The sequence below is a fragment of the Psychrobacter sp. FME6 genome (assembly GCF_014861365.1).
Lineage (GTDB): Bacteria > Pseudomonadota > Gammaproteobacteria > Pseudomonadales > Moraxellaceae > Psychrobacter.
Genome location: NZ_RRYW01000008.1, coordinates 1 through 12138 on the forward strand (window position 1 = coordinate 1; position 12138 = coordinate 12138).

9 protein-coding genes and 1 pseudogene are annotated in these 12138 nt (G+C 43.1%); 2 read left to right on the forward strand and 8 right to left on the reverse strand.

Going from position 1 to position 12138, the window contains the following annotated elements:
• The 7 genes and pseudogenes from EI162_RS02150 to leuC all read right to left on the reverse strand — a co-directional run.
• Positions 1-481, reverse strand: a pseudogene (locus EI162_RS02150) (RNA-guided endonuclease TnpB family protein); the annotation flags it as partial.
• 355 nt (positions 482-836) lie between these two features.
• On the reverse strand, positions 837-2051 hold the full coding sequence (locus tag EI162_RS02155; RefSeq protein WP_192522791.1) for a L,D-transpeptidase family protein: 1215 nt from the start codon (positions 2049-2051) through the stop codon (positions 837-839).
• Positions 2052-2465: 414 nt separating this feature from the next.
• On the reverse strand, positions 2466-3569 hold the full coding sequence (gene leuB, locus EI162_RS02160; RefSeq protein ID WP_192522792.1) for a 3-isopropylmalate dehydrogenase: 1104 nt from the start codon (positions 3567-3569) through the stop codon (positions 2466-2468).
• Between the two features lie 140 nt (positions 3570-3709).
• Positions 3710-4447 (reverse strand): hypothetical protein, encoded by a 738-nt coding sequence (locus tag EI162_RS02165; RefSeq protein WP_192522793.1) that lies wholly within the window; start codon positions 4445-4447, stop codon positions 3710-3712.
• A gap of 140 nt (positions 4448-4587) precedes the next feature.
• Positions 4588-5238 carry a 3-isopropylmalate dehydratase small subunit gene (gene leuD / locus EI162_RS02170; protein ID WP_192522794.1) on the reverse strand — a complete coding sequence of 217 codons (651 nt, stop codon included), beginning with the start codon at positions 5236-5238 and terminating at the stop codon, positions 4588-4590.
• Between the two features lie 46 nt (positions 5239-5284).
• Complete coding sequence (locus EI162_RS02175; RefSeq protein WP_192522795.1) at positions 5285-5698, reverse strand: hypothetical protein; 414 nt, start codon at positions 5696-5698, stop codon at positions 5285-5287.
• A 75-nt stretch (positions 5699-5773) separates the two neighbouring features.
• Positions 5774-7192: a 3-isopropylmalate dehydratase large subunit gene (gene leuC / locus EI162_RS02180; protein WP_192522796.1), complete on the reverse strand. Its 1419-nt coding sequence runs from the start codon at positions 7190-7192 to the stop codon at positions 5774-5776.
• A 382-nt stretch (positions 7193-7574) separates the two neighbouring features.
• Here leuC and EI162_RS02185 point away from each other — a divergent pair, with 382 nt between their 5' ends.
• Together EI162_RS02185 and putP are read left to right on the forward strand one after the other, a co-directional pair.
• Positions 7575-8438, forward strand: coding sequence for a LysR family transcriptional regulator (locus EI162_RS02185; RefSeq protein WP_192522797.1), 864 nt, complete (start codon positions 7575-7577; stop codon positions 8436-8438).
• A gap of 484 nt (positions 8439-8922) precedes the next feature.
• The gene (gene putP / locus EI162_RS02190; protein ID WP_192522798.1) at positions 8923-10422 is read left to right on the forward strand and encodes a sodium/proline symporter PutP; all 1500 of its coding nucleotides are present in this window, start codon (positions 8923-8925) and stop codon (positions 10420-10422) included.
• Between the two features lie 92 nt (positions 10423-10514).
• Here the strand turns inward: putP and EI162_RS02195 are convergent, their stop codons facing one another.
• On the reverse strand, positions 10515-12092 hold the full coding sequence (locus EI162_RS02195) for a surface lipoprotein assembly modifier (protein WP_192522799.1): 1578 nt from the start codon (positions 12090-12092) through the stop codon (positions 10515-10517).
• Positions 12093-12138: the final 46 nt, after the last annotated feature.

Below are 12138 nucleotides of genomic sequence, written 5' to 3' on the forward strand. Positions count from 1 at the left end.
CTTGCACCAACTCACAGGTGTTGATGTTGTATAGGGCTAAATTATAGCTATCCCACACATCAATAGTGAGTTTTTTACCTTTAGCGAGGCTTAGCTGAATGGTAGATTTAAGGCTTTTTTTACCTGATTGACGGGTTGCTAGGTGTTTAATGGCGGTCTTTTTAAACGGTATCCAACCTAAGTTTCTGCGTTTGGCTTTAGGATTATTGGTACGCCAGTTGAGTTTGGCTTTTTTAAACTGCTTACGAGATTTGGTATGGATTTCCGCCACTGCTTGCAAGGTTTGGCTGTGCAGATTTAGGTATTCACCCGCACCTTTGGTGTAAGCTGCTAAGTCGTAGGCCGAAAAGAATTTGCCGGTACGTTGAAGGTGCTTAAAACTAAGCTCATTGACGTAGTTCCAGACAAAGTTAACCGACCCAGCCAAGATATTTAGCTGATTGGTGTGTTTGTCTTTGATGCGTAATTTGAGCGTTTTCATGGGGTAATTATGGTCTCAATGAGTGTGGTTATCAAGGTGGTGTCAATGCGAGATGACAACGGTTGACGCCTGATATCCACGCCATAGAAGGACGTGGTTTTACGGCGCTTTTTGATAAATGGGGATTTGTCGAACAGCTTCTTTATCGCTGATAGCTTATATACACACAAACGCTTGAGTGGTTTAACTGATAATAATAATGAAAATGCCAACCTGCTCATTATTGCCTATCAATATTTTAGTTTTCTAATACCTGTTTTTACCATAAAAAATACCGCTACACATATGAGCGGTATTTTTGTGTCTGGATTTTATGGCTTTTTAAGACAACAATCTAAAAATAAAAATCAAAAATTTATTGGAATTCCACAGTCGCACCATCTTTGATAACACCTAAGAGCGATAACGCATCCCAGTTGGTTAAACGTATGCAACCTGCTGACGCTTGGCGGCTAATGCGATCAGGGTCTGGTGAACCATGAATACCATACGAAGGTTTACTCAGACCAATCCATACCGAGCCTACTGGGTTATTAGGCCCTGGTGGAAGAATAGATTTGCTACCATCATCAGCTGTATAAGTATAGTTGGGCTCATGGACTTTCACTTCGACCGTATGAGTGCCTGTTGGCGACGGCGTTGCGGTGCTACCTACTGTGGTCGGATAGCTGGCAATCAAATTGTCTTGGTCATCATAAGCATATAAAGTTTCAGTGGCTTTATCAGCGACTACTCGGCTGACAGGCTTGGTATTAGGGTTACCTGGATTATAAACAGTGATGGTCTCGCCCGCAGTAAAACTGGCGTTAGGGTTCAGTGTCTTGAGATATTTCTCGCTGATGTGGAATTTCTCCGCCAGCCCCTCTGTAATACGCTCATAATACATCCCATCGAGCTTGGCTTTTGCATCAGTATCAGCAGGTATCTTTGTGGTTTTGATATTGACGTCCGACTCACTTAGCTGATAACTCACTAGAACTGGTTGTGCTGTAAGCTGCTCATCCTTAGTCAATACTTGCCATGTCTCGCTATTTAACGTATCAGTCACCGCTAAACCATTTGTTTTTTGAAATGCTTGCATGGCTTTTCTGGTATTTTCACCCCAATAACCATCAATATGACCAACACCATTATGATGCCAATTTAATAATGCTTGCAATTTTGTACCCGTACTGCGGTCAATCTCGCTACCTGCTGTCCAAGTAGCGGCATTAACTTTTTGGGCAACTTCTGGCAAATTGTCTGTCGTATATTTTATCGTAGGTAGTAGTTTATTCAGTGACGTTGCTGTCTGGCTATCGCCTGTTAGCTTTTGACTGACCTCATTGGTCACCGGACTACTGTCTTTTATCGCACTGCCGTCTTTTATCGCACTGCTGTCTCTTATCGCACCCCTGTCTTTTATCTCACTGCTATTTTTTACCATATTAGTAGCGACGTTACGATCAATACTCATGCTATCCGTAGTATTTTTACCATCAGTGGTTGCGGCCACACTATGACCCATAAAAACTGCCGTTGATAGACCAATAACAGCTATCGCTCTGCTAATCTTCGTTAATTTATACATATTATGTCCCTAATGTTTAAAAAAAAATTTTATAAAAGTAATTCTTCTTTTATGATTTGGCCGTCAAGGCTTGTTATTTTGAGTTTTAATGCTTTAATAGCCGATTTTGCTAGGATAAGGTTTTTACCACTATTTTTTTGCAGCAGTCATTTATCTTTCTAGTCGTTTATGTGCTGTTAATAATGTCATATCCCCCTGTGAGGATATAACAGCTTTATGTTAATAAAACCCTTGTCCTGCGGTGTCTGTGTTAAAAAAGGTACTTTTTTGGGAGTATCTGGTTTAGTGTGTTACCGTTAGCAAATTTTTCAATCAAGCACAAAAAAACCCATAACTTTCTCAGCAAGTTATGGGTTTATCACTATAAGTATTTAAAAAATCAGCTCATATTAACGCAGTGTCTAGCGGTGTCTATTAGACCAGTTTGGCCAATACCGCCTGACCTATTTCTTTACAGCCCACTTGCTTGAGGCCAGCTTCACTATTATCCAAAATATCTACAGTGCGTAGACCGTCGTCTAGGACGTCGCTTACCGCTTGCTCAATCGCTTGCGCGGCTTCTTCTTGCTTAAAGGTATAACGCAGCATCATGGCAACCGATAAAATAGTTGCTAATGGATTGGCCTTATCTTGCCCTGCGATATCAGGCGCTGAACCATGACATGGCTCGTACATCCCTTTACCAGCTTCATCAAGACTTGCTGATGGTAGCATACCGATAGAGCCTGTGAGCATCGCCGCTTCATCAGATAAGATATCACCGAACATATTGCCCGTTACCATGACATCGAACTGTTTAGGGTCTTTGATCAACTGCATGCACGCATTGTCAGCATACATATGCGATAAAGCCACATCGCTATAATCTGCTTGCTGCATCTCAATCATGGTTTGCTTCCACAGCTCGGTAACTTCTAAGACATTTGCCTTATCCACTGAGCACACTTTTGCTGCCGTACCTGCTGCTTGCGCCCGTGTTTTCGCCAAGTCAAAAGCCACCTTGCCGATACGCTTAATCTCGCTAGTACTATACACCATAGTGTTATAGCCTTGCTGCTCACCGTTTTCTAGGGTACGGATACCACGTGGCTCACCAAAATAGATACCGCCAGTCAGCTCACGAACGATCAGCAAATCTAAGCCTGAGATAATCTCAGGCTTGATGCTTGAGGCATTGGCAAGCTGCGGATAAAGCTTCGCCACACGCAGGTTAGCAAATAGACCTAACTCACCACGGATTTTAAGCAGACCACGCTCAGGACGCTTACTGCGTTCGATACCATCCCATTTTGGACCACCAACGGCTCCTAATAACACAGCATCTGCTGCGCGGGCACGGGCTAACGTCTCATCTGGCAAAGGCTCGCCAGTTGCATCGATAGCCACACCGCCAATCAATCCAGACTCCAGTGTCAAATCTAACGCAAACTTTTGATTGACCGCATTGAGCACATCAATGGCTTGAGTCATGATCTCAGGGCCGATACCATCGCCCGCTAATGTTAAAATCGTTGCCATACTGGTCCTTTTGAATAGTTTTTATTAACTTAGGTGGTTTTTTATTGATTTATTATCGCCAAATATAGCTAATGGCTTAAAAAAATGCTTTAAAAATCAATGTTTTAAAAACCAATGTATCGATGACGACACTTTAGCTCTTATACTTTAGCCTTTTTGGCTTTAGAGGTCGCTGGTACTGTCTTATTCATACTGGCTTCTACAAACTCACCCTGATGCTCGGTGCCCAGCTCTTTACAGAATCGGCGCTGTACCTGATTACCTTGTAATAGCTCAATACATAAAGGCTCAGGTGATGCTGTGTCAAGCAAGCTACCAGAGCTTTCACGAGACTTTTCTTGATAAGCGCGTAATTGGTATGTACCTGCCTCGACAAAATCATGAATCATCGCAAAACGTTCGACATAACCCACGTTATTCTCTGGATAAAAATTGACATGTATTTCACGCTTGGCAGGTTTTACTCGAGCATAATAATTGGTCAGTCCTGGCATACCAGATGCTGATAATGGCACAATTTTTATCGAGTTTTTATTGGCCAATGGGGTCATATCCATCTTTATAGACTCTTGCGAAATAGGCGCTTGCGAACGCTCATTATTAACCTCTTTCATCGCGACCAGCATACTAGCATTGAAGGGTTTGTGTGTATCAGGCGCAATCACCAGAGTGCGGTCTATTTGTACAATCTCACAGTGATAAGTGCCTATACAAGCAAGATTTACTTCACCATCGACAGCTTGAATATTCCCTGCCCACACCTTTGCTTCCTCGGCTTCATCTATTTTCTGATAACCAGTTAATAGCTGACAGCCTGATAGCAATAAGCTTGCAGTAACAACAGTACTGGTCCATAAAGCATAACGTTTTTTATTCATAATGGCGGCTACTATTCATAAGAGAGATAATAAAAGTTTGTCAAAACTACCCTTCATTTTAGCCAGTTCACCGCCATAACTCAACGCTGCATTGCTACTGTTGAGCGATTTTATGAGCAGCGACCTATATATTGGTCAAACTAAGCGTGTACTTCATTAAATATCCATGGTGTTTTTTGCATCATTTTATGCTCATAACCTTTAATAGCATCACTATGCTGTAAAGTCAGGCCGATATCATCGAGACCATTTAGCAAGCAATGCTTACGAAAGTCGTCGACCTCAAAGGCATATTCTTCACCCGTTGGTGTAATGACCACTTGACGCTCTAGATCTGCTGTTAGCTCGTAACCTTCATTAGCAAAGGTAGCTTTCATTAAGGTATCAACGATTTCCTCGTCCAATGCAATTGGGAGCATACCGTTTTTAAAGCAGTTATTATAAAAAATATCTGCAAAACTTGGGGCGATTACCGTACGAAAGCCGTATTCAGACAACGCCCAAGGCGCATGCTCACGACTAGAGCCACAACCAAAGTTTCTACGCGCCAGTAAAATATTAGCACCTTTATACCGTGGCTGATTTAAAACAAAATCTGGATTGATTACTCGCGTGCTGTTGTCTTGACCCGGATAACCTTCATCAAGATAACGCCAATCATCAAATAAATTGACACCAAATCCAGTACGTTTAATGGATTTCAAAAACTGTTTTGCAATAATTTGATCGGTATCGACGTTTGCGCGATCAAGTGGGCAAACGATACCCGTTTGGGTGTTATAAGCTTGCATGGTTTTTCCTTAAAATATCGATTACTAACGTAAATTTCCTAGCTGCTTAATGAAGCTCAAAAGAGCGTGCCATTTGTTTAACAATACTTGTCATTTTAGTTTTTTCACTCTCAGGATAGTTCAGATGTAATACTACTTCCTGACCATTATTAACCTTAATAACATGATAGAAAACTTGACCATCCTCTCTATAGCCACTTACCGTATAGGTTTTATCTTTTAACCGCTCGTAAGTAACTGTCATGCCTGTTTTATATCGATGCTGCTTTTCTTTCAGATAATCACTATCTGTATAAAAGAAGACATTTGGTGTATTACTCCCAAAGACCAAAATAGTGGCATTGGAGTTGGGCAACTTAAAATGACGACCATCACCATTATCCGCTTCTGGCAACCATTTCAATTGATTTGGCACATCGACACAATAGGCAAATCTTCCATTACAGTAATCACGAGCCATCGCTAGCTGAGAGCTGCTCAATAAGCAAAATAAAACAAGCAGCCTCTTCATCTTTGTGCTCTATACAACTGTAAATTAAAACGTCCGTACATCTACAAAGTGACCCGCTAGCGCTGCCGCTGCCGCCATCGCTGGACTGACCAAATGCGTACGACCGCCAGCGCCTTGACGACCTTCAAAGTTACGGTTTGAGGTCGAAGCGCATTGCTCCCCTGGCTCAAGCTTATCGGCATTCATCGCCAGACACATTGAGCAGCCCGGCTCACGCCATTCAAAACCCGCCTCGGTAAACAAAACATCCAAACCTTCTGCCTCTGCTTGCAACTTCACTTGACCAGAGCCTGCGACAACGATGGCTTCTTTCACAGTATCGGCAACTTTACGACCTTTGATGACCGCGGCGGCATCACGCAAATCTTCGATACGCGAGTTGGTACATGAGCCAATGAAAATACGATCCAGCTGGATATCGGTGATTTTTTGACCAGCTTCTAGACCCATATAGGTATAAGCGCGTAACCAGCCCTCTTCTTGCGCTTCGTCTGCAGCTTGGTCAGGGGTTGGCACTGACTGGGTGATATCGACGACCATCTCAGGTGATGTGCCCCAAGACACTTGCGGGGCTATTTCGCTACCATCAATCTCAACGATGGTGTCAAATACTGCATCATCATCTGAATAAAGTGTGCGCCAGTAAGCTTCTGCTTGCTCCCACTGTTCAGCGGTTGGGGCATATGGACGACCTTTGACGTAATCAATAGTAGTGTCATCAACCGCAACCATACCGACGCGAGCACCTGCCTCAATCGCCATATTACAGACAGTCATCCGTCCTTCCATGCTCATATCTTCGAATACTTGTCCAGCAAATTCGATGGCGTGACCTGTGCCGCCAGCCGTGCCAATATGCGCGATAATAGCCAGCACCACGTCCTTTGAGGTCACGCCAGCACCAAGCTTGCCGTTAACGCGGACTTGCATGTTTTTCATTTTTTTGGCGATCAAGCACTGAGTGGCCAATACATGCTCAACCTCTGATGTGCCGATACCATGTGCCAAGCAGCCGAGCGCGCCGTGGGTCGCGGTATGCGAGTCACCACAAACGACGGTCATACCGGGCAAGACCAAGCCTTGCTCAGGGCCGACTACGTGCAAGATACCTTGACGGGCATCATTAATGGTAAATTCAGCGATATTAAATTTGGCACAGTTGTCGTCCAATGTCACTACTTGCAAGCGTGACACCTTGTCTTTAATACCAGGTACACCTTCTAGGCGCTCTTTGGTCACTGTTGGCACATTATGGTCAGGGCTGGCGATATTGGCTGACAGCCGCCATGGCGCTCGATTGGCCAACTCCAAACCTTCAAAAGCTTGCGGGCTCGTCACTTCATGTAGCAGATGGCGGTCGATATAAATCAGGCTCGAACCATCATCACGCTTAGTGACTTCGTGAGCGTTCCAAAGTTTGTCATATAACGTTTGACCAGCCATGTTGCTATCCTCATTGGTTGCTAATTGCTTAGTTTTTCACTTACTTGTATGTTTCGCCTGCTTCTGTGTCTCGTATTCTTACTAGGACGTGAGCTAGAATTTGGCTCAACGCTGTTCATAATATAAACATCGCTTGGCATAATTCTATAGTTATTACTGAATAACGGTTAAAAAATAAGCTTTATATCGCGACTTACGCCGTAAATATAATAAATATGTCACAATACGTCTCGATGTCTTGTGATTATAGCAGGCTAATTCTATAATAATAATTGATGATTTCTTTCTAGACACAAACTTTTATTTCTAATACATTATTTATCATATCCGCCAACTTTTATTTATAGCTCGCTAAGTAACCCAAGTTACTAAGGAAACTCGTTTGAACACCACAAATTTGACGACATTCGTCACCGTTATGCACACAGGCAGTATCTCAGGCGCAGCAGAAAAGCTGTTTATCACTCAGCCTGCCGTCAGTAAACGCATCAAAAATTTGGAAGATGAGTTTAACATTACTTTGTTTGATACGGTAGGTCGTGGAATTGTCCCAACCCAAGCGGCTAGTGAGATGCTCCCTCATGCCAAGCGCTGGCTTGAAGACTATGAAAACTTCAAAATAAACCTGCAGCACTCTCAGCACATTGTGTCTGGTAAGCTGGTCATCGGCACCAGCCACCATATCGGTCTGCATCACCTAGCGCCTGTACTCAAACACTTTATTCAAGCCTATCCTGCCGTCCAATTAGAAGTTCACTTTGTCGATTCAGAAAAGGCGCATAAAGCCGTGCTGGATGGTGATTTATCATTGGCCTTTGTCACGCTGCCACCAGTTTATGATAAACGCTTGACCTATCACACGCTGTGGTCAGACCCACTTTACTTTATGACGGGCACGCTATCGCCTTTAGCGACCAAATCCAAAGTGACTTTAGAGCAATTGGCACGTTACCCTGCTATTTTGCCATCAGCCAATACCTTTACCAGTCAAATTACCTTGGCTGAGTTTGCCAAGCACAACCTAAAGCCTTATGCCACGATGAGCACCAATCCACTCGAGTCTATCCGTATGTTAGTTTCTGTGGGACTCGGCTGGTCAGTATTACCTCAAACCATGATCAGTCAGGACTTAGAACGTATCGACATGGCAGACAACATTGAACTGCAGCGCTATTTAGGTGTGGTCATCAATCCGAAACTGACACAATCTAGCAGTGTTACTGCCTTACTTGCTCCTATTGAATAAAAGTCATTAGAGTCTTCTAGACCGTTTCCAAGAGCGCCTTGCATTTTAAAAAGTACTGAATTCGCAATTAAGGCGCTCTTACGTTATAATACGCCTGACGTTATTTCTATAACAAAAACTTACTATAACCACACTGATATACATATATTGAACACTTCGAGTAAGATATGATGGCTAGCAGTAGGGTTTTATTTAATGGTTTTAAATGATTGGTTATATAGGCGGCTGATATTAGTATTTAATTGGCAGATGCGAGCAATCAAGTTAAGCAGGTAATGCTCTTATTGCTCAAAGCACTACTGATAAGTATTGGCCCTAAAACAGCATCAATCATATAAAACTAACAGAAGATATTGAATAAAAGCCATTATGTCCTACTTAATGGCTTTTTTTGTCTTTAGATATTGTTTTGGGTATCGTCTTGTAAGACTTAATTTTCTCGTTAAAAATAATGACAGCCAACAACATTGGTTAAGGATTTTATATGAACGGAGTTTCTAGTGGCGTGCTGGTATCACTTGGCGCCTATTTTTTGGTAATGATTGGGATTGGCATTTACGCCTACTTTAAACAAGCTAATGATACCGAAGGCTACATGCTTGGTGGCCGTAGTCTCGGCCCTGCAGTGACTGCACTGTCAGCAGGCGCGTCAGATATGTCGGGTTGGTTATTATTAGGCCTACCAGGTGCCATGTATGCTGACGGTGTTGTCAGTGCTTGGATTGCCATTGGTTTGACATTGGGTGCGTTTTTAAACTATATCATCGTGGCGCCGCGCCTTCGTGTCTATACCGAAGTCGCAGATAACGCCATTACTTTACCCGATTATTTTGCCAACCGCTTTGAAGATAAGTCGCACATGCTGCGCGTCATCTCAGCCGTGGTTATCATTTTATTCTTCACTGTTTATACCGCGGCAAGTTTGGTCGGCGGTGGCAAACTCTTTGAAAGCTCGCTCAACCTCTCTTATAGCACAGGCCTTTGGGTAACGGCTGGTGTGGTCGTCGCTTATACGCTATTTGGTGGCTTCTTAGCCGTTTCAATGACTGACTTTGTACAGGGCATCATTATGCTGTTTGCAATGGTCATTGTACCTATCGTTGCTTTGACTGACCTCGGTGGTGTTGGAGCAACAACAGATGCCATCAGAGCCATCGATCCAAGTATGTTAGATATTACTAGTGGTGTTACTTTTCTTGGTGTCGCCTCTTTGCTCGCTTGGGGACTTGGTTATTTTGGTCAGCCACATATTATTGTCCGCTTTATGGCGATTCGCTCAGTAAAGGACGTCCCAACTGCGCGTAACATCGGTATGAGCTGGATGATCATCAGTCTTATCGGTGCTTGTGTAACAGGTATTGCTGGTCGCGCTTATGTACAAAAAACAGCGATGACATTAGACGATCCTGAAACAATCTTTTTGGTATTTACCCAATTCTTGTTCCATCCATTGGTGTCTGGTTTCTTATTAGCAGCTATTTTAGCCGCCATTATGAGTACGATTTCGTCACAACTATTGGTGGTATCAAGCTCACTAACTAAAGACGTTTACAAATTATTCTTTGATAGAGAAGCACCAGAAGCTCGCCAAGTATTGGTCGGTCGTATCTCAGTAATAGTCGTTGCCGTAGTCGCGATTTTACTTGCTTCTAACCCTGATAGCTCTGTATTAAGCCTAGTCTCTAACGCTTGGGCAGGGTTTGGTGCTGCATTTGGACCGTTGGTTGTCTTCAGTCTAACCTGGCGCGGTATGAACCGTAACGGTGCTGTTGCTGGTATGGTTATCGGTGCATTGACTGTTATCCTATGGGTCTATGGTCCTTTCGAGATGAATGGTATGCCATTAAACAGCTGGTTATACGCTATCATTCCAGGCTTTATTTTAAGTACTATCGCCATCTTTGCGGTGAGTATTATGACAGGTGGGCCAAAAGCATCTGTTACTGCGAAGTTTAAAGAAATGGAAATGAACTTGAATAAGTAAAAAGTTACTATTTATTGTCTTATAAGTACAAAAAAACCTCGCTATAATTTGGCGAGGTTTTTTATTATGCGCACATGGCAATGGACATGTTTTTAAAAGCTTTTGGTTAGTAACACGGTCGCAGATTTTTCATCACGATCATCATAGTAAGCAAAATTACTTGAGGTGGTTTCATAATCAAACACTAAGCGCGGGGTCAAACCATATACCGTAAAGTCGCGTTTCCACACTTGCAAACCTAAGGAAGCGGTTTTGTCTTTTCTGGTTGAGCCAGGCTCACCGCCTACCGCATTGTAGTAGCCTTTCCATGCACCGCTTCCTTCTGGGTAGGCATCTCCAGGATTGTCATATTTTTTTATTCCATAGCCTGCTGTCGCTAATGTCGAGAGACCACGCTTCCATTCACGTCCCCAACCAGCATTCACAGAATTACGATCGTAACTAATAATACTCGACTTGGGTACATCATTGTTATAATTACCAAGCCCACCATAGAAATATTCTTTAGCATCTTTAATATAAAAAGCATTCAACCCCAAGAATCGGCCATCTGTTTTGCGATTTGAATTGCTATCATCCTCAAAGTTTTCTTTAGAAACAATGCCTGTAGCTGACAGCTTCAATTTAGGCTTGACCCAGCGTGAGCCACTGACCGTTACCCCTTTACGTAAACTGTAAGGCTCTTCATCATAGTAACGTTTGGTTACAAATGGCGTCACAGAAACATCGTTTTTCGCATCATCATAGCCGACACCAGCAGAGGCTGTGAATAGATAATCGTTGTAATCAGTTTCATCCCAATAGCCTTTTAACGAGGCATTACCACCTATCGTTGCATAAAAGTTATCAGGTAAGTTAAAGCGTTTATTTGCACTGCCGGACACCTGTATACCGTTGGCAGACTTTTGCTCAATCGAGCGCCCTAAGTCAGATTGAATAGATGACGATGGTGCATCATTAATATTACTATCCCTTACATAGCTGGCAGAGGCATTGAATCGCCATTTTTCTGAACTATTTATTTGAGACAATGAGTTTTTCACTCTGACCATGACAGGCGCTGGCAAATCAACAGACTGTAGTTTTAAAAGCTGATCTTTTGCCGCCGCATATTGCTTATCTGCTTGCATGGCGATGGCCATATTCAAGCGTACTGGATGGAAGTCTGGATCTTCCGCTAACATACCGCGATAAATAGCGATGGCTTGTTTGTTTTTCGCTTCACTGCGATAGACGAGTGCATCAGCAAACTTGATAAGCATTGGATCGTTGATCTCTAACGCTTTGTAATGGGGAAGTATCTGCTTGACGGTCACCATATCTTGCGCAGCTAATGCATCATTCAAAAACTTGCTAAACGCTGATGGATTGGCTTTTAAGGCTTCTAAGTTATAAGCAGTTGCAGCGGCAAGTTGTTGACGGCTTCTGATAGCATTCTGTGCCTCTGTATCAGAGACGCTGGTAGAAGGTGCAGTAGGATTAGAGACTGACGTTTGGTTCTCACGTTTGAGCAGCTCAGTAGCTTGGTCGAGATCAGGTCCTATCTCTGGTGCGTCTGGTGCGGCTGGGGTGTCTGGAGCAGCTGGAGCAGCCACAGCTGGCATAGAAACCGCCATCATCGATAGTAAAATAGCGGCTGTGAGAGGTTTGCGCATATATTGATTATTCATGGGTATCCTTACCTAAGTACGATCTATAAATTTCCAAACATAAGTA

Excerpts from the sequence above, each read along its gene's own strand:
- EI162_RS02165 (WP_192522793.1), bottom strand. The coding sequence starts at position 4,447 with ATGAATAAAAAACGTTATGCTTTATGGACCAGTACTGTTGTTACTGCA.
- putP (WP_192522798.1), top strand. The coding sequence starts at position 8,923 with ATGAACGGAGTTTCTAGTGGCGTGCTGGTATCACTTGGCGCCTATTTT.
- EI162_RS02175 (WP_192522795.1), bottom strand. The coding sequence starts at position 5,698 with ATGGCTCGTGATTACTGTAATGGAAGATTTGCCTATTGTGTCGATGTG.
- leuD (WP_192522794.1), bottom strand. The coding sequence starts at position 5,238 with ATGCAAGCTTATAACACCCAAACGGGTATCGTTTGCCCACTTGATCGC.
- leuB (WP_192522792.1), bottom strand. The coding sequence starts at position 3,569 with ATGGCAACGATTTTAACATTAGCGGGCGATGGTATCGGCCCTGAGATC.
- EI162_RS02195 (WP_192522799.1), bottom strand. The coding sequence starts at position 12,092 with ATGAATAATCAATATATGCGCAAACCTCTCACAGCCGCTATTTTACTA.
- EI162_RS02155 (WP_192522791.1), bottom strand. The coding sequence starts at position 2,051 with ATGTATAAATTAACGAAGATTAGCAGAGCGATAGCTGTTATTGGTCTA.
- leuC (WP_192522796.1), bottom strand. The coding sequence starts at position 7,192 with ATGGCTGGTCAAACGTTATATGACAAACTTTGGAACGCTCACGAAGTC.